This is a genomic window from Micromonospora sp. NPDC005194 (genome assembly GCF_040608335.1).
GTDB lineage: Bacteria > Actinomycetota > Actinomycetes > Mycobacteriales > Micromonosporaceae > Micromonospora.
In genome coordinates this window covers 129,330-147,752 of sequence record NZ_JBEXIA010000008.1, presented here as the reverse complement: position 1 = coordinate 147,752, position 18,423 = coordinate 129,330, and the positions used below count along the sequence as shown (strand labels likewise).

The window sequence follows — 18,423 nt, the reverse complement described above, 5'->3', positions numbered from 1 at the left end:
CGTCAGCGCCAGCGGTCGGTGACCGGGGCGCCGCCGGCACGCGGCACGTCGTCCTGCGGCGGGTAGCCGTACCGCTCCTCGACCCGGCGGCGGCCGGCCCGCTCGGGGGCGGGCTCCGGCTCGTGACCGCGCTGGCGCGGCGGACGCCACTCGTCCGGCACGGGCACGCCGCCGACCGGCAGCGCCGGCCGGCCGCCCGGCTCGGACCGGTGGTACGACTCGCGCTCGTCCTGCCAGCGTGAGTCCTCGTGGCGGCGCGCGTCGTCGTGGCGGCGTGGGTCCTCGTGGCGGCGCGGGTCCTCGTGGCGGCGTGGGTCCTCCTGGCGGACGGACGCCCAGCGGTCCGCCATCCGGTACTCGGTCCCCGTGGCGTCGGCGTGCACCTCGGCCCGGCGCTCACCGACGTGCAGCTCACGGCCGTTCTCGTCGTCCCGGACGGCCGCCCACCGGTCGCCGGCCCGCAACTGCGACCAGTACTCGCCGGTGTCGTCCGCCCGCAGGGCGGGACCGGGCTGCGGCGCACCGGCGTGGTCGGGCTCGGCCTGCTCCGACCAGCCACGGTCGTCGTGCTGCGATCGGCCGCCCCAGGCAGGCTCGTCGGCCTGGGCGTACACGTCGCGCTGGCCGGTCCACTCCGGCTCGTCGCGGCGAGCCCTCCAGCCCGGCTCCTCGTCGCCGCGGTCGGGCCCGTTCCGGTCGGAGCCCGAGCCGTCCCGTGCGCCCTTCCAACCGGACTCACCCCGGGCGGCGGGCTGCTGACCCCAGGACCGGTCGTCAACGGGCCGAGCGCGGTCGTCTGCAGCGCGGGCCCGGTCGTCGGCTGGGCGGGCACGGTCGTCGGCGTACGTGGACCGGGGGTTCTCCGGCTCGCCCCACGAGCGGTCGGCCGGCCGGGCACGTCCCTCCGGGCCGCCCCGGGTCCATTCCTGGGCCGGCGGGGTCCACTGGCCGGCGTACCCGCCGCCGTAGCGCCCGCCCGGCTCGGCCGGTCCGCCGTCGACGACGGTGTGCCGGGTGGTGACGTGCACGGTCTCGGTGTGCCGGACCACGCCGACCGGCCGGTGCGCCGGCTCCGAGCGGTCGTGCTCACGGGGGCGGTCGTGCTCACGCGGGCGGGGAGCGGCGGCGTATCCGGCCGCGGACCGCTCGGCGCCGTACACACCGCCGGCGGCTGGCTCGGGGGGCGCGTCGGCGGCGGCACGGTGGCGGTACGCCGGTTCGTCGTCGGCGCGCTCGTCGCGACCCCACCGATCGGCGGCCTCGTCCGGGGCCGGCACCCGAACCCGACCGGCCACCTCGCCCGGACCCGGGCTCCGAACCCGGCCGACGGCCTCCTCGGGAGCGGGCACCCGGACCCGGGCGACCGGGGCGTCGCCGGGGACCGGTACCCGGCTGCGGGCGGGCGGAGTCTCGTCCACCGGGTCGGCGGCCGGCACCCGCACCCGCCCGGCGCCTGCCGGCTCGGCCAGCGGGGTGGCGCCGGCGAGGGCCGCTCCGGTGGCATCGAGGCGACGGCGGACCGCCGCGATCCCCTCCTGGGCTCGCTGCGCCTGGTCGAGCGCCTGGTTGCCGCGTTGCGCGGCGGCCACGATCTCGGCGCGCAACTCCCGGCGCAGCTCCTCGATCTCGTCCAGCAGCTCATCGGCCCGACCGTCGTCACCGTCGGGGCGCAACGCGATGGAGAGGCCGATCAGGACCACCGCCACGATGGCGAGCACCGCCGCGAAGCGCAGCGGGCCGTTACCGTCAGCGACCAGAAGGATCAGCGCCGCCACCGGGGCCAGGGCCACGCCGCCCCAGAAGAGCACGGTCAGCAACAGCGGTTGACGCCGGGCGTCGGGGGTGACCGGGGCTGGCATGGCTGTGCAGCCTACCGACGATCCCCAGCGGAGGGAACGGGTCCCCGGACGCGCGGACGCCCCCGCCCCGAGATGGGGAGGGGGCGTCCACGGCACACCCGAAAGGAACCTCAGCTGGTGGCGAAGGCACCGTCCGAGGAGAAAACCAGACCAACGCTGATCTTGCCCTCACGCAGCCCGTTCTTGGTCAGCGGCCCACCCTGGTCCAGCGAGGAGAACGAGCCCACCGAGAGCCCGTACGTCTTCTCCAGGCCCGGCTTGCAGAACGTACGCTGCTGGCACTCCGGCGGGCCGCCCAGCACCGTCGCGCTGCCGGAGCACTTCGCGGCCAGCTCGGAGAGGGTCCGCACGCCGTACTTGTCGGCGAACTGCTGGGTGACCGCGAACGCGTTCTGGTCCTGCGCGGCGGCCGGGGTGCCGAAGGTGATGCCCACCTTGTCGCCCTCGGCCTTGAGCTTGGTCACCGTCGTGTTGATGTCGGGCGAGGACACCGGCTGGGCGTTCTTGCCGTTGGCCTTGGTGTTGAGGAACTCGGCCATCGTCGACGCGTACTCCGGGACGACCTGGATCTCGCCCTTCTCCAGCGCCGGCTCGTACAGCTCCCGGTTGCCGATCTGCTGCACCTTGACCTGGTAACCGGCGGCGGTGAGCACGATCCGGTACAGCTCGCCCAGGGTCTGACTCTCGCTGAAGTTGCCGGCGCCCACCACGATGTCGCCACCCGGGCCCTTGGCGATGCCCGCGGTGATGTTGTTGGCGCTGGCGAACTCCTCGGCGGCCACCTTGGGGGTCTTGCGGTCGGCGTCGACGGCCTTGTTGAGCTGGATCAGCTTCGGCGTGTCGAGCGCCGCGGAGACCTTGTCCAGCGCGGCGATCAGCTGCGGGTTGGCCACCTTGCTGTTGACCGCCGGGATGACGTTGTCGGAGTTCTGGAGCTTCTTGTCGTCCGTCAGAGCGATGAGCTGCTGACCGGCGACCGGAGCGCACCCGGCGCCGGAGGCGTTCGTCTGGGGGGCGTCGGTGCCGGACGAGCCGGCGTCGCCACACCCGGTGAGGAGTGCTGCTCCGGCGATGGCGCCGATGGCGCCCATCGCCAGACGTGTACGTGCGCGCATGTGTGCCGCCCGCCTTCCGTGTCCCGGCGCGACCCGTCCCGGGCCGGCCGCGTGTCCGACGGGCGATCCTGGCTGTCGGCCGCCCGCGACTTCCACCCAACATGGTCCGCGAGCGACCGACAACCCGGGATGGGCTTCGTCACCGCATCGTCACCGACCGGCCCGCCGCTGGTCGCCGCTTCGGCGTCCGCTCACCCGGACGGATCGCGACGGCGCGTCAGGCGCGGCCGGTGGCGTCGGCGGGCCGGGCGCGGCCCGCGCGCTGCCGTCCGCGTCGCAGCGGACGGGGGGTGACCAGGCGTTCGACGACCCCGAGGAGCAGCTCGGCCAGCAGTGCCAGCCCGGCCACCAGCACACCGCCGGCCACGATCTGCCCGCCACCGGCGGCGATGCTCAGACCGAATCCGGTACGGATGATCTCGCCGAGACCGCCACCGTTGACGAACGAGGCCAGCGCGGTCGTGGCGATGACCTGCACGGCGGCGGTCCGGAAGCCGGCCGCCAGGTACGGCACCGCGAGCGGCAGCTCCACCCGGCGCAGCAACTGCCCGCCGGACAGGCCCATCCCGCGGGCCGCGTCGCGCGCCTCCGGGTCGGCCTGACGTACGCCGGTGTAGGCGTTGGCCAGCAGCGGTGGAATGGCGAAGACGGCGAGCGCCACCACCACCGGCGTACGCCCGAAGCCGAGGAAGGTCAGCGGCAGGATGGTCAGCAGCGCCAGGGTGGGAATGGCCAGGGTGGCGTTGGACACCAGCACCACCAGACCGCCGCCGCGGCCGGTGTGCCCGAGCCACAGCCCGACCGGCCAGGCCACCAGGCAACCCAGCGCCACCGCCAGGGCGGAGATCGTCAGGTGCTCGCCGAGCCGGTCCAGGATGCCGCCCGGGTTGCTCCAGTTCAGGGGGTCGTTGAGCCAGAGCACCGCCTGGTGCACGGGGTTGGCCGCGGCGCTCACCGGACGCCCCGGGCGGACCAGGGGGTGACCAGCCGGCCGACGAGGACCAGCAGCAGGTCCAGCAGCACCGCGAGCGCCACGCAGAGCACCGTACCGGTCATGATCTCGGCCTTGTAGAGGTTGTTCTGGAAGCCCGCGAAGATCAGTTGACCGAGGCCGCCGTGCCCCACCAGCACGCCGACGGTGACCAGCGCGACCGTCGACACGGTGGCCAGGCGCAACCCGGTCAGGATGCCGGGGATCGCCAGCGGCAGGTCGATCCGGAAGAGCCGCCGCCAGCGGCCGTAGCCCATGCCCTCGGCGGCCTCGCCGACCTCCGGCGGCACCTGGTTGAGCCCCGCCACCACGTTGCGGACGATCAGCAGCAGCGCGTACAGGACCAACCCGACCAGCACGGTGGTGGCGCCGGTGCCCAGGTACGGCGCGATGAACGCGAACAGCGCCAGTGACGGGATGGTGTAGATCACGCCGGTGACGCCGAGGATCGGGCCGGCCAGCGGGCGGACCCAGTACGCGAGCACGGACAACGGCAGGGCGATCAGCACCGCGATCAGCACCGCGCGTCCCGTGAGGGAGGCGTGTTCGCGCATGGCGGCGAGGATCGTGTCAGAGTTGTCCCGCACGTACTGCCAGGAGAACCAGGGGTTACCCGGGTCGGCCCGGTAGCTCAGGCGGAAGGACATACGTGGACGTTACCCCGGAGGCCGCCAGCGTGGCCGAATCCCCTCGCGCGGCGTCGATCTCCCTGCAGGGCATCCAGAAGCGCTACCCGAACGGCACCGAGGCCGTGCGGGACCTGAGCCTGGACGTCAAGGCCGGCGAGCTGGTGGTGCTGATCGGCCCGTCCGGCTGCGGCAAGTCGACAGTGCTCCGCATGGTCAACCGTCTGATCGAGCCGACGGCCGGGCGGATCATGCTCGGCGACGAGGACGTCACCGACGTCGACCCGGTGCGGCTACGCCGCCGGATCGGCTACGTGATCCAGAACGTCGGCCTCTTTCCACACCAGACGGTCCGGGCGAACGTGGCGACCGTCCCGGGTCTGCTGCGCTGGTCCCGGGATCGGACCCGGGCCCGCGTCGACGAGCTGCTCGACCTGGTCGGTCTGGACCCGGCCCAGTTCGGCCGCCGCTATCCGCACGAGCTGTCGGGTGGGCAGCGGCAGCGGGTCGGCGTGGCCCGCGCGCTCGCCGCGGACCCGGTGGTGCTGCTGATGGACGAGCCGTTCTCGGCCGTCGACCCGATCGTCCGGGCCCGCCTGCAGGAGGAGTTCCTCCGCCTCCAGGCCGAGGTCCGCAAGACGATCGTGCTGGTCACCCACGACCTCGACGAGGCCGTCCGGCTCGGTGACCGGATCGCCGTGCTCTCCCAGGGCGGGCACCTTGAGCAGTACGACACGCCGGCCGCCCTGCTCGGCGCACCGGCCACCCCGTTCGTCCGCGAATTCGTCGGAGCCGACCGGGGCATCCGCCGGCTGGCGGTCACCCCGCTCGACCGGGAGTCCCTGGAGCCGGTGCCCCCAGGCGCCGCCGCGGATCTGCCCACCGTGGCGCTGGACGGCACGGCGTACGACGCGCTGGCGGCACTGCTCACGTCGGGGCGGGACCAGCTCGTCGTGACCGACGACGGCCGCCCGGTGGGCGCGCTCAGCCGCCAGCGTCTGCTCGACCTGGGCCGCTCGACGGGCTGACCCGGCCGCTGACCGGCCCGGCGGCGTCACCCGTTCCGAATGGGGTCGCGCGGGTCAGGCGCGACCACCGAGGCTCGCGGTGCCGATGATCCAGCCGGTGAGGAAGCCGTAGCCGGCGCCGCTGCTGGCGTCTCGCAGTGCTGCCAGCAGCGACGGGTCCGGGCCGAGCAGCGCCGCCAGCACGGCGGCGAGCCCGCCGGCCAGCACGTACGCGGCCCAGCCGGAGAAGAACTGGCTGACCGGGCCGGGCACCCGGGCCACCTGCGCGGCGGGCAGCAGATAGAGCAGCGCCACCGCGAGGACCACGAGCGCGACGGCCCGCAGGTCGGCGGCGAACAGACCGCCGGCCTGCCCGTCCGCGTCCAGCCGCCAGGCCGGCCAGGCGAGCAGGCGCAGGTAGAAGCCGCCGGCCGAGTCCGGGTCGGTAAGCGTCGCGGCGGCCCAGCCGGTGTACGCCGGGCTGCCACAGATGCCGACCAGCAGCAGTACGGCGAGCGCGCCGGTGCCGGCGGCCGTCCCGTAGCCGCTGACCGGGCCCGTACGGACGAGTCCCATGATCCGCCCAGGTCCCGTGCCGGCCGGCCGGGCGGACCTGGGCTGCCCCGAACGGCTCAGTGCTTCAGCAGGTAGTCGATGAAGGCGGCCCGCAGCAGCGGCGCCGACTCCTCGTAGCCGTGCCCGGTCAGCTCCCGCCACAAGGCGTTCGCCTCGTCGATGGTCGGGCCGATCGAGTTCGGCGCGCCGTCCAGCACCGTGGCCTCGTCCGCGTTCGGCAGGTGCCGCAGCACCGACCAGTAGAACCCCACGTCGCGACGCTCCCGGGCCCGGGCGAACGCCCGCTCCCGCAGCTCCTCCGTGGACAGCGCATCGAGTTCCTCGAACGAGGTTCCGCCGGGGGTGGCGGCAGGTGTGTCGGTCATGCGGCGAGCCTAACGGTCGAGATCAGCGCCGGCTCGGCGGACGGGACACGGCTCACCGGTCGTCGGCGTCCCAGCGCCGCGGGCCGGTCTCCCAGCGGGGGTCACGCCACGGGTCGGCCGATTCCGGCGCGAGGGGTGTCGGCAGCGTCGGAGGCCAGTTGTCGGCCGACTGTTGCCGGGGCACGTTCCATCCCGTGCTGATCGTGCCGTCGCCGACCGGCTCGATCTTCTCCACGTGGCCCGGCCGGGGCCGCCCGAACGTCTCGACCAGCCGGGTCACCAGCAGCCCGACGCCGAGCGCCACGCCACCGAGCGCCCAGTGACTCACCGTCCAGTCGCGCTCCGGCGCGTACGCCTGGAAGACGGTGACCAGGCCGACCGCCAGCACCGTGCCGAACACCCCGCCGCGGCGGCCGTACGCGCTGGTGCCGCCGAGCAGGGACACGCCGATGGCCAGGACGGTCCAGTCCAGCCCGGAGGTGGGCGTGACCGCCCCGGGGCCGTTGGCGGCGAGCAGGACACCGGCGAGCGCGGCCAGCACCGTGGAACCGACGAGCGCGATGGCGGCGACCACGGCTGCCAGCGCGCCCCGGCGCCGGGCCGGGTCGGCCACCGGCCGGTACCGACCCACCAGCCGGCGGATCGACCTGATCGTGCCGAACAGACCGCCGAAAACCGCGACGGCGGCGAACCCGGCGAAGAGGTAGCCGGCCGTACGCCTCGGGTCGTAGTCCCCCTGCACCAGAATCGACGTCGAACGACGTTCGATGTACACCACGACTCCGGCCGCTGCGGCCAGGCTCGCCGCCCAGGCGGGCACCTGTAACACCACCACGGCCAGCGCCAACACGAGACCGCCCACCGCGGCGACCACGACGGCCGACCCCACGGACGTCGCCAGCCCTCGATCGCCCTGTTCCGCGTAGTGCAGCGCGGCGGCGACCGCGACCGGCCCGACGGCCAGGTTGGGGACGGCGGTGCGCAGGCTCAGCCCGGCGGCGAGAGCGAGCAGCCCGAGGCCGACCGCGCCGACCAGCAACGTACGCAGACCGGCGCCGCGCAGCGTGTCCGGGTCGGCCCGCCAGAGCAGCCAGCCCAGGGCGGCGAGACCGACCAGCAGCAGGAATTCCCACAACATGTGCACACCGACGCGGTCCCGGCCCGGCTCGCCGTGGGTGGGATCGTCGAAGACGTTCTCCAGGACGGCGACAGGAACCCCGGACGAGGGTTCGACCGACCGGTCCCGGCCCGTGTCCTCGTACCCCATGGCACCGCCTCCCCAGTGGCCGGCCGTCCCGGTCCGGCGCACGGACGGATCGGGGGCGGCCGTTGCTCTCCGATCGGAGGCACCGTACCCGCGCCCGGAGCCAGGCGTAACCCCCTGCTCAGCGCTGGCCGGGACGGCTCTGGCGCTGGTCGGGCTCGTGCTCGTCGTCCGGGCGCTCCGGGACCCGGCAGGACCGCTCCAGCCAGAGCGCGGCCCCCACCAGCGCCAGCGACGCCAGCAGCCCGCCCGCGGCGGCCGGCCGATCGTCGATGGCGGCCCGGGTGGTCTCGACGAAGAGCCACCCGCTGAGCCCGGCGTAGAAACCGGCGAAGATGGCCCCGGCCAGCGCCGACGCCTTGGCCAGCACCACGAACCGGGCGACCATCAACGGGTTCACCGGATCCCGGCCGGGCTTGCGCTCGATGCGACCGCGGGTGTTGACGGCCGCGTACGCCTCCAGCACCGCGAGCGCGGCAAGCGTCACCACCGGCAGCCACGGCAGACGGGGGATGCCGCTGTAGTAGAGGCTGCTGATCAGCAGCCAGGCCACCGCCGCCGCGCCCAGGGCGGCCACGACCAGGGTCGAGATCCGGGTGGGACCCATCCGTGACCGGTCCGGGCCCGGCCCGCCCGGTGGTGGGGACTTCGCCTGCGTCATGCCGGCCGGCTCCACTGGGTCATGCCGTCGACTCTAACGCCAGTTCCGGCCGGGGACGCAGTTCCAGCGCGTCGTCGGCGACCGGGCCGGCGGTGAGCAGGTCGGTCAACCAGCCGTGGCCGGGCAGCCGCCCGTACGGCTGGATGTCGATCCACGGTCGCAGCACGAACGCGCGCAGGTGCGCCCGGGGGTGCGGCAGGGTCAGCTCCTCCTCGTCGCTGAGCACCGGCTCGTCGTCGTCGCCCCAGACCGCGATCACGTCCACGTCGAGGGTGCGCGGCCCGAACCGCCGCTGCGGGTCACGGACCCGGCCGGCCGCGCGCTCCGCGGCCCGGGCCCGCTCCAGCCAGTCGCGGGGCGTGGCGGCGGCGTCCTGGGCCAGCAGCACCGCGTTGAGGTACGCGGGCTGGTCGGCGTCCCCCCACGGTGGAGTCTCGTACACGCCGGAGACCACCAGCACGGTGTCGCCGAGCGTGGTGACGGCCGTCCGGAGGTGCTCCAGGCGGTCGCCGAGGTTGCTGCCGAGCGAGAGCACGGCCCGGGTCATCGGGTACGCGTCCGGGTCATCGTGACGGCCACGTCGGTGAACGTGTGCGGCACCGGCGCCTCCGGCTTGTGCACGGTGACCGTGGCGGTGCGGACCCGCTCGTCGGCCAGGCAGACGGCGATCAGCCGGTCGGCGAGGGTCTCGATCAGGTTGACCGGCTCGCCGGTCACCACCGCCACCAGACGTTCGGCCAGCTCGCCGTAGTGGACCGTCGCGGTGACGTCGTCGCTGGCCGCCGCCGGGGCGAGGTCCAACTCCAGGACGGCGTCGACCACGAAGTCCTGCCCCTGCGCGCGCTCGAAGTCGTACACCCCGTGCCGGCCGCGGGCACGCAGGCCGGTCAACTGGATCCGGTCGTTCATCGGTCTCCCTCTCACCGGCCGGCGGCCGCTCGTACGGGCCGCCCAGCCGGGCTGGCTGGCACCAGGCGCGGGCTGCCGGTGGCGGCCCAGACGGCGAGCGCGTCCACGGTGGCGCGCACGTCGTGCACGCGTACGCCCCAGGCGCCCGCCGCGACGGCGAGCACGCTGGTGGCCACGGTGGCGGCCTCCCGCTGAGCGGTGGGTCGCGGTGTGCCGTCGGCGCCGGCGAGGAGTCGACCGAGGTAGGACTTGCGGCTGGCGCCGAAGAGCAGCGGGTACCCGAGGTCCAGCAGCTCCGGCAGGCGAGCGCTGAGTTCCCAGTTGTGGGCGGCCGTCTTGGCGAAGCCGAGGCCGGGGTCGATGACGATGCGGTCCGCCGGGACCCCGGCGGCCAGCGCCTCGTCGATCCGCTGTGCCAGCTCGCCCCGCACATCGGTCACCACGTCGGTGTAGCTGGCCAGGTCGCGCATCTGCCGGGAGTGGCCCCGCCAGTGCATCAGGACCCAGGGGCAGCCGGCGTCGCGGACGACGCGGGCCATGTCGGGGTCGGCCAACCCGCCGGAGACGTCGTTGACCACCGCCGCGCCGGCGCCCAACGCGGCCTCGGCCACGCGCGCCCGGCTGGTGTCGATGCTGACCGGCACACCGGCGGCGGTCAGCTCGCGGATGACCGGCAGCACCCGCTCGGCCTCCGTCACCGCGTCGATCCGCTCGGCGCCGGGACGGGTCGACTCACCGCCGATGTCGATCAGGTGCGCCCCGGCCTCGCGCAGACGGACGCCGTGTCCGACGGCCGCGTCGAGGTCGGCGTACCGTCCGCCGTCGGAGAAGGAGTCCGGCGTGACGTTGAGGACGCCCATCACCACCGGGCCCGGAGCCCGTACCAGATCGGTCACGACTAGACGGTACCGGTCGTGGTGGCGGTACCCGGCGGCCCGGGTCGACCACCCCTGACGTGCTCGTTAGAACAGGTGTACGATCGGTCATCCGGGCAGCAGCAGGCAGTCCCTTCGCGGCTTGTCGCAATCCGGGGCGGCCCGTACGCTTTGGAATTGGCCAGCATCGAGATGGCGAAGCTTGGAGGGAGGGCCGAAGCGGGGGAAAAACGCCCAAACCTCGCCACCCTCCGTGGTGAGTAACGAACGCAGGGTCAAGAACGCTGCGCCCTGTGGAGGACATTTCCCGCCAGGCTCGTCCATTGCACCGCTGCGGCACCGCCGGCCGCGCTATGGGGAGGTTCCAGTGATCGCCTTCGAGCTCATGGAGACGGCGTCTTCCGGCGTCGCCCACGCGCTCTCCACCCTGGCGTCGGCTCCACTCGCGGAGCCGGCACCGAAGGGGATCGACACCAACAGTGTCGTCACCTTCTTCGCCAGCAAGATCGCGCCGATCCTGCTCGCCGTCCTGGGCGTCATCTTCATCGGTCGCGCCAGCCGGGGCGAGATCTCCAAGGTGCTGACCAGCTCCGCGATCGCCATCGTCGGGCTGGCCTTCATCGCCGGCGCGGCCACACTCTTCTTCGTCGGCGATTACCTGATCGACCTGATCTTCGAATAGGCGCGTTCACCAGATGCGGCTACGCACCGACGACGACATCTACCGGGCCCGCCTGGTCTACCTCGGGCCGCCCGGCTACACCCTTCCGGTCCACCTGCCCTACGCCCAGTACGGGCTCTTCATGCTGCTCGTCCCCCTCTACATGTTCATCCACTGGCTGTTCACGTTGACTGTCGAACTCTTCCCAGCCTGGGAGATCGCGCTCGCCATCGTGACCACGTCGTTCATCTTCCGGCACGTCGACCCCGACCGGCCGGCGCGGGTGGTCATCCGCACCGCGCTGACCGACTGGCGACGTACCCGGGAGCCGGCGATCGAGCAGCGCGACCCGCGTCTGGTCGGCAGCCGGATCAGGATCCGGGAGGAGCTGGCATGACCGGGCGTACGCCGAGCGGTCTGTTGCACGACGCGGGTGAGGCGGTCGCATGAGTCGCTCTTCCACGCCGGGTTCACCGGCCGGCCGCCCGGCCGTGCCGGCCAGTCACCGTGCGCAGTCATTTGATTACCCCGAGGCCGAGGACGAGGTGGCGCTCGACCCCGCGCTGGTGACCTCGCCCGGCCACGGCGCGGTCGGTGTGTTCCAGGCACCTCGGCCGGTCACCCGCCGGACGCCGCCCGCCGAGCCCAGCGCGGTCTCGGCCGGCGAGAACGCCGACATCGACTCGCCGTTCCTGGACCTGTTCGGTGGCGCGCGACCTGGTGGTCCACGGGCCGTGACGGCTGGCCCCGCGACCCGGAGCCAGCCGACGGTCCCGCAGCAGCCGCCCGCGGTCGCCCCGACCCCGGCCCGACCGGCGCCCGAGTTGGAGCCACCGTGGACGCCCGACGACCGGTCCACCAGCGACCGACCGCCCGTCGAGCCACGACGGGCGGACGCCTACCCGGCCGGCGAGTCCCGGGTGCCGCATCAGGCGGGTGACCGACGCCCGATGCGGTACTCCTCTGACGACCCCGAGCCGACCGCCGCAGGCGCGTCCGCGTCGACGGCCACCGGCCCGGCACCTCGGACGTCCAGCGCCGCACCCGTCGTCCCACCGACGGCATCGGTGCAGCGTCAGGCCGCGCCGGCGGAACGGCCGGCCACCGCCGCCCCGAGCGACCGGCCGGCCCTGGAGCGGGCGCCACGCCGCCCCGGGTCGGAACGACCCAAGGGGGCCGGAAAGGAAGTCGCCCCACCCCGCCAGCGGGCCGCGAGCAACCAGGACCGGCCGATCAAGCCGACCCGGGTCCGCGCCCCGAAGATCAAATTCGGAGACCGGGATCCGTCGGTCGAGCTGGCCATCACCGAGATCGCCGGCCACCTGACCTTCACCCCCAACACGGTCACCGCCTGGTACTGGCTGCCCGAGGTCCGCTGGGCCTTCCGCCCGGACGCCGAGCGTGAGGCGCTGCTGTCGGCGATCTCCGAGCAGTACGCGGGCCTGGCCGGTTTCCGGCTGCACCTGCGCCGGACCACCCGCCCGTTCCCCGCCGACGAGTGGGCGCGCACCATCGACGCGCACACCCCGGCACCGCTACCCGACGTGGCCGGCACCACCGGCTGGGCGGACCACCTGGTCGCCGCCCAGCGGCACCTCATGGCCGTCAACCACGCCGAGGGGCAGACCTACCTGGGCGTCACCTTCGCCCGCCGCTCCCTCGGCGACTCCATGACCGAACGCCTGCTGCGCACCTTCGGCCGGGGCACCGCCGAGGGCGAGCGTCGCAAACTGGGCCGCACCGTGGAACAGTTCGACGAGGTTCTCGGCGCGTTCGGCATGCGCGGCCGACGTGTCACCGCCCAGGAGCTGGAGTGGCTGCTCTACCGCTCGGTGGCGCTGTGCATGGCGCCCCCGGGCCGGCTCTCCCCGGTGACCGACGGCCGCTGGGAGCGCGGTGACCTGCTCGCCCTGACCGAGCAGGTCGAGCGCTACCGCACCCCGTACGGCTCGACCGTGAAACTGGTCAACCGGATGACCGGCGAGGAACGGCACGTGGCAGTGCTCGCCGTCGGCCGGATGGAGCCGCTGGAGATCCCGGAACGGCACGAGCCCTGGCTGCACTTCCACGAGCGACTGCCCTGGCCGATGGAGATCTCCACCCGGGTCGACATCCTCGGATCCGGCGACTCGTTCCGCAATCTCGAACACCGGCTGCGGATGATCCGCTCCCAGCAGCTCGACTACGCCGAGCACGGCATCGACGCGCCACCGGAGCTGGAACGCCTCGCCAAGCGGGCGCTGGTGATCGGCGACGAGATGACCACCGGGCTGCCCGTCGACTCGGCCCGCGCCCACGGCTGGCACCGGATCGCGGTCGGCGGCCGGACCAGGGAGGAGTGCCTGGAGCGGGCCCGGCGGCTCATCCAGCTCTACTCCCGGGAGCTGCGCATCTCCCTGCAGCACCCGAAGAACCAGGACTGGCTGGCTCGCGAGTTCATCCCCGGCGAGCCCATCGCCAACACCGGCTACGTCCGCCGGATGCCGGTCCCGCTGCTCGCTGCCGCGCTTCCCCAGGCCGCGTCCACCGTCGGTGACCGCCGGGGCGACCTCATCGGGCGTACCGCCGGCACCTGCCGCCGCCCGGTCTTCCTCGACCTGCACTTCCCCATGGAGGTACGCGAACGCTCCGGGCTCGCGGTCTTCGTGGCCGAGCCGGGCGGTGGCAAGTCGACCCTGCTCGGCGCGCTGGGCTATCTCGCCGCCCGACGGGGGGTCCAGGTGACCCTGCTCGACCCGTCCGGGCCGCTGGCCCGGCTCTGCGCCATGCCGGAGCTGCGGCCGTACTCCCGGGTGTTGAACCTGACCGGGTCGGACCACGGCACCCTGGCGCCCTACTCGCTCATCCCGACGCCACTGCGCAGTGAGTTCGCCACCGGCGCCCCCGGTGACCGCGAGTTCGAGATCGCGGTCTCCAACGCCCGGGCCGAGCGGCGCATGCTGGTCCAGGACATCTGCATGATGCTCGTGCCGCCGCAGGTGGCCCGCGAGGCGTCGACCGCCACCCTGTTCCGGCACGCCGTCCGGCAGGTCCCCGCCGAGGAGACGTCCACCCTGGACGACGTGGTGAGCTGCCTCGGCCGGCTCGACGACGACGCCGGCAAGGAGCTGGCGAACCTGCTCCTGGACACCGCCGAGATGCCGCTGGCCATGCTCTTCTTCGGTCGGCCGCCGGAGGGTCTGCTCGGTGCCGACGCGGCGCTCACCGTGATCACGATGGCCGGGCTCCGGCTGCCCGACCTGAAGATCGAACGAGAGTACTGGTCGGCCGAGGAGGCCCTCGCCCTGCCGATGCTGCACACCGCGCACCGGCTCGCCGTCCGCCGCTGCTACGGCGGGTCGATGTCGTCCCGAAAGCTCGTCGGCCTCGACGAGGCGCACTTCATGGAAGGCTGGCGGTCGGGCCGCTCGTTCCTGGTCCGGCTCGCCCGGGACTCCCGAAAGTGGAACCTCGCGGCGCTGGTCGCCTCGCAGAACCCCCGCGACATCCTCGGCCTCGACGTGCAGAACCTGGTCTCCACCGTCTTCGTCGGCCGGATCGCCGAGGACGCCGAGATCGCCTCCGAAGCGCTTCGGCTGCTGCGGGTGCCGGTCAACGACGGGTACGAGGCCACCCTGGCCTCGCTCTCCGCCGCCGACACCAACTCGGCCGACCGCCTCGGCTTCCGGGAGTTCGTGATGCGCGACGTCGACGGTCGGGTGCAGAAGGTCCGCGTCGACGTCTCGTACGTCGACGGCCTGCTGGACCACCTCGACACGACGCCCGCCGCGATCGCCGCGGCGGCCGGAGTCCTGCCGAGCATCTCCCTGCCGGATCTGGAGGCGTGACATGGCTGGGCCCCGGGCACGGATCGCGTCGTTCCTGCTCGCGCTCGGCGTGCTGGCCGGGGCCACCCTCAGCTGGCCGCTGCTCGGCGCGGAGGCGGCCGCAGCCGCGCCACCGGTCGCCCAGGCCCGAGCCGACCTCTGCACGACAGCCGAATGGCAAGCGGACTTCCGGGCCTGCGTAGGGAAGCTCCAGGCGGTCAGCGAGGACGAGGTCAAGTGCCGTAACGCGCCGACCCCGGGCACGCCCGACTCCGGCCTCGCCGGCTGGTTCGCCGGTCGTCCGGACTCCGCCAAGCAACCCGGGCCGAAGGGGCTCTACAGCGACTACGGCTACGCCGGATACAGCTATCCGACGTACGACATCCCCGGCGGCTGCGCGTCGTCGGTCCTGCATCCGGACTACAAGTTCACCACCACAGTGGCGAACGGCGAGTTCATGGTGGCCACCGCGATCGTCGGCGCCTCCAATGCGCTACGAGAACGCGCCTGGGACCCCCGGTCGATGTGGGGCTGGGCCGACCCGCTGGTTGAGAAGGCGACCAAGGCCGTCTACGAGAAGGTGTTCAGCGTCTTCGGGATCGTCACGCTGTGCGTGGTGGGGCTCTATCTGCTCTGGCGATCTCGCCAGTCCGACATGAGCAACGCCATGACCACCGCCGGCTGGGCTCTGTTGGTGATGGTCGCGGTCACCGCCCTCGCCGCCTGGCCGGTCAAGTCGGCGAACATCGCGGACGGCACGCTGGTCACCTCGCTGGGCGTGGTGCACGACGCGGTGGGCCCGGCAGCCCGGGATACTCCACCGGACCGCTGTGCTCTTCCCAACCCGGACGCGTGTGTTGACAAGCGTCCACCTGCCGTGCGAGCCAGCGACACCGCCACCGAGGCGATGCTATATCGAAACTGGCTACGGGGCGTGCTCGGTTCGGCGGACAGTGAGACGGCCCGCAAGTACGGTCCGGCGCTGTACGACGCCAAGGCGCTGTCGTGGGACGAGGTCGAGAAGCTGCGCGCCAACCCGGCCACCCGGGAGGCGACGATCAAGGCCAAGCAGCAGCAGTGGGCGCGGGTGGCCGAGCAGATCCAGACCGAGGACCCGGAGGCGTACGAGTACCTCCAGGGTGTCCGGGACATGGACCGGGTCGGGGCCGGGTTCATCGCGGTGCTGGCCTCGGTCCTGTTCGCCATGTTCGACCTGACCGCGTCGCTGCTGGTCCTGCTGGGCTTCCTGATCTTCCGATGGGCGGTGATCGCGGCACCCATCCTGGGCACGGTGGGGTTGCTCCGTCCGGCCAGTGCCGGCCTGCGGCGGCTCGCGAACGCCGTGGTCGCCGCGATCTTCAACATCGCCATCTTCGGCACCGGCGCCGCTATCTACCTGTTCGCGGTCGATTTGATCATGAGTACGCCCACGCTGCCCGGCTGGCTCCAGGTGGTGCTGGTGTGGTTGTGCGGAGTGGTCGGCTGGCTGCTGCTGCGGCCGTACCGGCGGATCACCCAGCTCGGCGGTAAGGACAGCAGCGAGGCGGTCAGCTCGGCGGGGTCCTGGCACCGCCGGTTTTTCCGGGACATGCGGACGGCGGCTCGGCTCGACGTGGCCGAGCCCGGGGGCACGATGGAACCGGTGGGCGGACGCCGCCGGTCGCCGGACGCCGAGCAGACCCGGCTGCGCCCGGAGGCACGCCGGGAAGACCCGGCCCCGACGCCGACGCCAACCCCGGTCGCGGGCCGAGGCGCCAGCGACGGTCGACCGGACGGTCAGGAACGCGCCGATGAGGCGCCGACGAAGGAGACCGGCAACCGAGGTCGTCCGGTGCCACCGCAGCCCCGTCGACGGCAGCCGGCGACCTGGACCGAACCGGACGTGCCGTCGGAGAACCCGTCGTTCGTGGTCTACCGGCCCGGCTCCACCGAACGTGCGCCGGACCGCACCGGACCGCGGGTGCGCTCAGAGGCTCGGTGACCGCGATGCGACGGGCCCTGGAATTCCTCTTCACCCGGGCGCTGCGGTCCCGACTGGGAGTGGCGGTGGTGATCGCGGTACTGGTCTTCGGGATGATCGGGGCGGCCCGCCTCGCGTCCGGCCCGATGGACCCGGCGGACGGCTTGAGCAGCCGACCGAACCGGCCGATCACCACCGTCGACCCGACGGCCGGTGACGACGGGGTGACCTCCACCGAGGCTCCGCCGTCGCCGGTCACCCGGCCCGGCGCCCGCACGCCGGAGCAGACCGCCGACCGGTTCGCCTCCGCCTGGCTCGGCCGACCCGGAATGACGGCGGAACAGTGGCAGGCCGGCCTGCGGCCGTTGTCGACGCCGGCGCTGACCGAGAAGCTGGCCGGCGCCGAGCCCGGCGGAGTGCCGGCCGAGGAGGTGACCGGCCCACCATCGGTGCGATCGCGCACCGACACGTTCGTCGAGGTGCTGCTACCGCTCGACACCGGGCGGCTCCGGTTGGAGCTGGTGGTGGCGGACGAGGGTTGGCTGGTCGACGTGGTGGACTGGGAGCGACAGTGACCGCCGGCCGAGCAGGCCGTGCTCTTCGCCGCCCGATTCGGGTCGGCGTGATCGCCTCCGTGCTCACCGGGGTGCTGCTCCTGCTCTGCTGCACCGGAGGCACCGCGGCGTTCTTTCTCAGCGGTCTCGGCGGCGACGCGGAGGACGGGGATGCCCTGGCCGGTTGGGGCTGCGGACCCGTGCGTCCGGTGGACATCGCCGGCGAACTGCCCCGGTTTGCCGAGTATGGCGACGCGCAGATCCGCAACGCGGCGATCATCATCAAGGTCGGTCAGGACATGGGGGTGCCCTCGCGTGGCTGGGTGATCGCCCTGGCCACCGCGATGCAGGAGTCCGCGCTGCGTAATCTGGCGAACACCGGGGTGCCCGCCTCTCTCGCCCTGCCGCACGAGGGCGTCGGCGCGGACCACGACTCATTGGGTCTGTTCCAGCAGCGGCCGGGATGGGGCTCGGTCGCCGAGCGGATGACTCCCGCCTACACGGCCCGGAAGTTCTACGAAAAGCTCGTGAAGGTACGCAGCTGGCAGCGCCGACCGCTGACCGTCGTGGCCCAGCAGGTGCAGATCAGCGCTTATCCGGACGCGTATGCCAAGCACGAGGAGCTGGCCAGCAAGATCGTGGACGCGCTGGCCGGTGGCGCAGCCCGCACCGTCGAGATCAACGGCAAGGCGGTTTGCGACGCCGCCGAGCGCGGCCAGATCGCCGCCTCCGGCTGGACCGCGCCGATCTCCGGTGACGTCGGCTCCGGCTTCCGGACCGCCGAGCGACCCAGCCACAACGGTGTCGACATCGGAGCGGCCAAGGGCACCGAGATCCGCGCCGCGGCTGCCGGCCGGGTGCTGGTAGCCCGCTGCGACCCGGACAATCGCGGACGGCGGAGCTGCGACGTGGACGGGTACCCCGGCAAGGGCGGCTGTGGCTGGTTCGTCGACATCCTGCACGCCGGCGGCTACATCACCCGGTACTGCCACATGGTGGTCCATCCCCGGGTCGCACCCGATCAGATCGTGCCGGCCGGCGAGGTGATCGGGCAGGTGGGCAGCAGCGGTAACTCGTCCGGCCCGCACCTGCACTTCGAGGTGCACCTGCGCAACGACCGGTCCAGCCGGGGCGCGGTCGACCCGATTCCGTTCATGCGCGAGCGGGGCGCCCCGCTGCGCGCCGCGGAGTGAG

At 73.2% G+C, this 18,423-nt stretch carries 18 protein-coding genes; 7 read left to right on the top strand and 11 right to left on the bottom strand.

Features of this window, described 5'->3' with window-relative positions; genetic code table 11:
- Positions 1 to 2: 2 nt before the first annotated feature.
- From ABZU53_RS09575 to ABZU53_RS09560, 4 genes are all read right to left on the bottom strand, one after another.
- A complete protein-coding gene (locus ABZU53_RS09575) occupies positions 3 to 1,859 on the bottom strand; it encodes a hypothetical protein (protein ID WP_355064952.1) in 1,857 nt (618 codons plus the stop codon).
- Between the two features lie 110 nt (positions 1,860 to 1,969).
- On the bottom strand, positions 1,970 to 2,950 hold the full coding sequence (locus ABZU53_RS09570; RefSeq protein ID WP_355064950.1) for a glycine betaine ABC transporter substrate-binding protein: 981 nt from the start codon (positions 2,948 to 2,950) through the stop codon (positions 1,970 to 1,972).
- A gap of 241 nt (positions 2,951 to 3,191) precedes the next feature.
- Complete coding sequence (locus ABZU53_RS09565; RefSeq protein WP_354861108.1) at positions 3,192 to 3,929, bottom strand: ABC transporter permease; 738 nt, start codon at positions 3,927 to 3,929, stop codon at positions 3,192 to 3,194.
- The gene (locus ABZU53_RS09560) at positions 3,926 to 4,612 is read right to left on the bottom strand and encodes an ABC transporter permease (protein ID WP_354861107.1); all 687 of its coding nucleotides are present in this window, start codon (positions 4,610 to 4,612) and stop codon (positions 3,926 to 3,928) included. Before ABZU53_RS09560 ends, ABZU53_RS09565 begins: the two co-directional genes overlap by 4 nt.
- Before the next feature lie 2 nt (positions 4,613 to 4,614).
- On the opposite strand from ABZU53_RS09560, the gene ABZU53_RS09555 reads away from it, so the two are divergent.
- Positions 4,615 to 5,619: an ABC transporter ATP-binding protein gene (locus ABZU53_RS09555; protein ID WP_355064948.1), complete on the top strand. Its 1,005-nt coding sequence runs from the start codon at positions 4,615 to 4,617 to the stop codon at positions 5,617 to 5,619.
- Positions 5,620 to 5,673: 54 nt separating this feature from the next.
- Here the strand turns inward: ABZU53_RS09555 and ABZU53_RS09550 are convergent, their stop codons facing one another.
- The 7 genes from ABZU53_RS09550 to folP all read right to left on the bottom strand — a co-directional run bounded on the left by ABZU53_RS09550 (position 5,674) and on the right by folP (position 10,269).
- Positions 5,674 to 6,174, bottom strand: a complete 501-nt coding sequence (locus ABZU53_RS09550; protein ID WP_354861103.1) for a hypothetical protein — start codon at positions 6,172 to 6,174, stop codon at positions 5,674 to 5,676.
- A 56-nt stretch (positions 6,175 to 6,230) separates the two neighbouring features.
- A complete protein-coding gene (locus tag ABZU53_RS09545) occupies positions 6,231 to 6,539 on the bottom strand; it encodes a hypothetical protein (protein ID WP_234587453.1) in 309 nt (102 codons plus the stop codon).
- 52 nt (positions 6,540 to 6,591) lie between these two features.
- Positions 6,592 to 7,806, bottom strand: coding sequence for an ABC transporter permease (locus ABZU53_RS09540; RefSeq protein ID WP_355064946.1), 1,215 nt, complete (start codon positions 7,804 to 7,806; stop codon positions 6,592 to 6,594).
- Positions 7,807 to 7,924: 118 nt separating this feature from the next.
- Positions 7,925 to 8,464 (bottom strand): DUF3180 domain-containing protein, encoded by a 540-nt coding sequence (locus tag ABZU53_RS09535; RefSeq protein ID WP_355064944.1) that lies wholly within the window; start codon positions 8,462 to 8,464, stop codon positions 7,925 to 7,927.
- Between the two features lie 19 nt (positions 8,465 to 8,483).
- On the bottom strand, positions 8,484 to 9,011 hold the full coding sequence (gene folK, locus ABZU53_RS09530; RefSeq protein WP_355064943.1) for a 2-amino-4-hydroxy-6-hydroxymethyldihydropteridine diphosphokinase: 528 nt from the start codon (positions 9,009 to 9,011) through the stop codon (positions 8,484 to 8,486).
- Positions 9,008 to 9,373: a dihydroneopterin aldolase gene (folB, locus tag ABZU53_RS09525; protein ID WP_355064941.1), complete on the bottom strand. Its 366-nt coding sequence runs from the start codon at positions 9,371 to 9,373 to the stop codon at positions 9,008 to 9,010. Before folB ends, folK begins: the two co-directional genes overlap by 4 nt.
- A gap of 11 nt (positions 9,374 to 9,384) precedes the next feature.
- Entirely contained in the window at positions 9,385 to 10,269 is an 885-nt protein-coding gene (gene folP, locus ABZU53_RS09520) for a dihydropteroate synthase (RefSeq protein WP_355064939.1), read from the bottom strand.
- A 346-nt stretch (positions 10,270 to 10,615) separates the two neighbouring features.
- On the opposite strand from folP, the gene ABZU53_RS09515 reads away from it, so the two are divergent.
- From ABZU53_RS09515 to ABZU53_RS09490, 6 genes are read left to right on the top strand one after another with little or no spacing between them, the layout of a single operon-like run.
- Positions 10,616 to 10,930, top strand: coding sequence for a hypothetical protein (locus ABZU53_RS09515; RefSeq protein WP_030327982.1), 315 nt, complete (start codon positions 10,616 to 10,618; stop codon positions 10,928 to 10,930).
- A 13-nt stretch (positions 10,931 to 10,943) separates the two neighbouring features.
- Positions 10,944 to 11,306, top strand: coding sequence for a hypothetical protein (locus ABZU53_RS09510; protein WP_007466101.1), 363 nt, complete (start codon positions 10,944 to 10,946; stop codon positions 11,304 to 11,306).
- Between the two features lie 49 nt (positions 11,307 to 11,355).
- On the top strand, positions 11,356 to 14,736 hold the full coding sequence (locus ABZU53_RS09505) for an ATP-binding protein (protein ID WP_355064938.1): 3,381 nt from the start codon (positions 11,356 to 11,358) through the stop codon (positions 14,734 to 14,736).
- A gap of 1 nt (position 14,737) precedes the next feature.
- Positions 14,738 to 16,696: an MFS transporter gene (locus ABZU53_RS09500; RefSeq protein ID WP_355064936.1), complete on the top strand. Its 1,959-nt coding sequence runs from the start codon at positions 14,738 to 14,740 to the stop codon at positions 16,694 to 16,696.
- Positions 16,693 to 17,250, top strand: coding sequence for a hypothetical protein (locus ABZU53_RS09495; RefSeq protein WP_355064934.1), 558 nt, complete (start codon positions 16,693 to 16,695; stop codon positions 17,248 to 17,250). Before ABZU53_RS09500 ends, ABZU53_RS09495 begins: the two co-directional genes overlap by 4 nt.
- On the top strand, positions 17,247 to 18,422 hold the full coding sequence (locus ABZU53_RS09490; RefSeq protein WP_355064932.1) for a M23 family metallopeptidase: 1,176 nt from the start codon (positions 17,247 to 17,249) through the stop codon (positions 18,420 to 18,422). Before ABZU53_RS09495 ends, ABZU53_RS09490 begins: the two co-directional genes overlap by 4 nt.
- The last annotated feature ends 1 nt before the right edge of the window (position 18,423 follow it).

Coding starts and splice junctions, on each gene's coding strand:
- ABZU53_RS09575 (WP_355064952.1), bottom strand. CDS start 1,859: ATGCCAGCCCCGGTCACCCCCGACGCCCGGCGTCAACCGCTGTTGCTG.
- ABZU53_RS09570 (WP_355064950.1), bottom strand. CDS start 2,950: ATGGGCGCCATCGGCGCCATCGCCGGAGCAGCACTCCTCACCGGGTGT.
- ABZU53_RS09560 (WP_354861107.1), bottom strand. CDS start 4,612: ATGTCCTTCCGCCTGAGCTACCGGGCCGACCCGGGTAACCCCTGGTTC.
- ABZU53_RS09550 (WP_354861103.1), bottom strand. CDS start 6,174: ATGGGACTCGTCCGTACGGGCCCGGTCAGCGGCTACGGGACGGCCGCC.
- ABZU53_RS09545 (WP_234587453.1), bottom strand. CDS start 6,539: ATGACCGACACACCTGCCGCCACCCCCGGCGGAACCTCGTTCGAGGAA.
- ABZU53_RS09540 (WP_355064946.1), bottom strand. CDS start 7,806: ATGGGGTACGAGGACACGGGCCGGGACCGGTCGGTCGAACCCTCGTCC.
- ABZU53_RS09535 (WP_355064944.1), bottom strand. CDS start 8,464: ATGACGCAGGCGAAGTCCCCACCACCGGGCGGGCCGGGCCCGGACCGG.
- folK (WP_355064943.1), bottom strand. CDS start 9,011: ATGACCCGGGCCGTGCTCTCGCTCGGCAGCAACCTCGGCGACCGCCTG.
- folB (WP_355064941.1), bottom strand. CDS start 9,373: ATGAACGACCGGATCCAGTTGACCGGCCTGCGTGCCCGCGGCCGGCAC.
- ABZU53_RS09510 (WP_007466101.1), top strand. CDS start 10,944: ATGCGGCTACGCACCGACGACGACATCTACCGGGCCCGCCTGGTCTAC.
- ABZU53_RS09505 (WP_355064938.1), top strand. CDS start 11,356: ATGAGTCGCTCTTCCACGCCGGGTTCACCGGCCGGCCGCCCGGCCGTG.
- ABZU53_RS09500 (WP_355064936.1), top strand. CDS start 14,738: ATGGCTGGGCCCCGGGCACGGATCGCGTCGTTCCTGCTCGCGCTCGGC.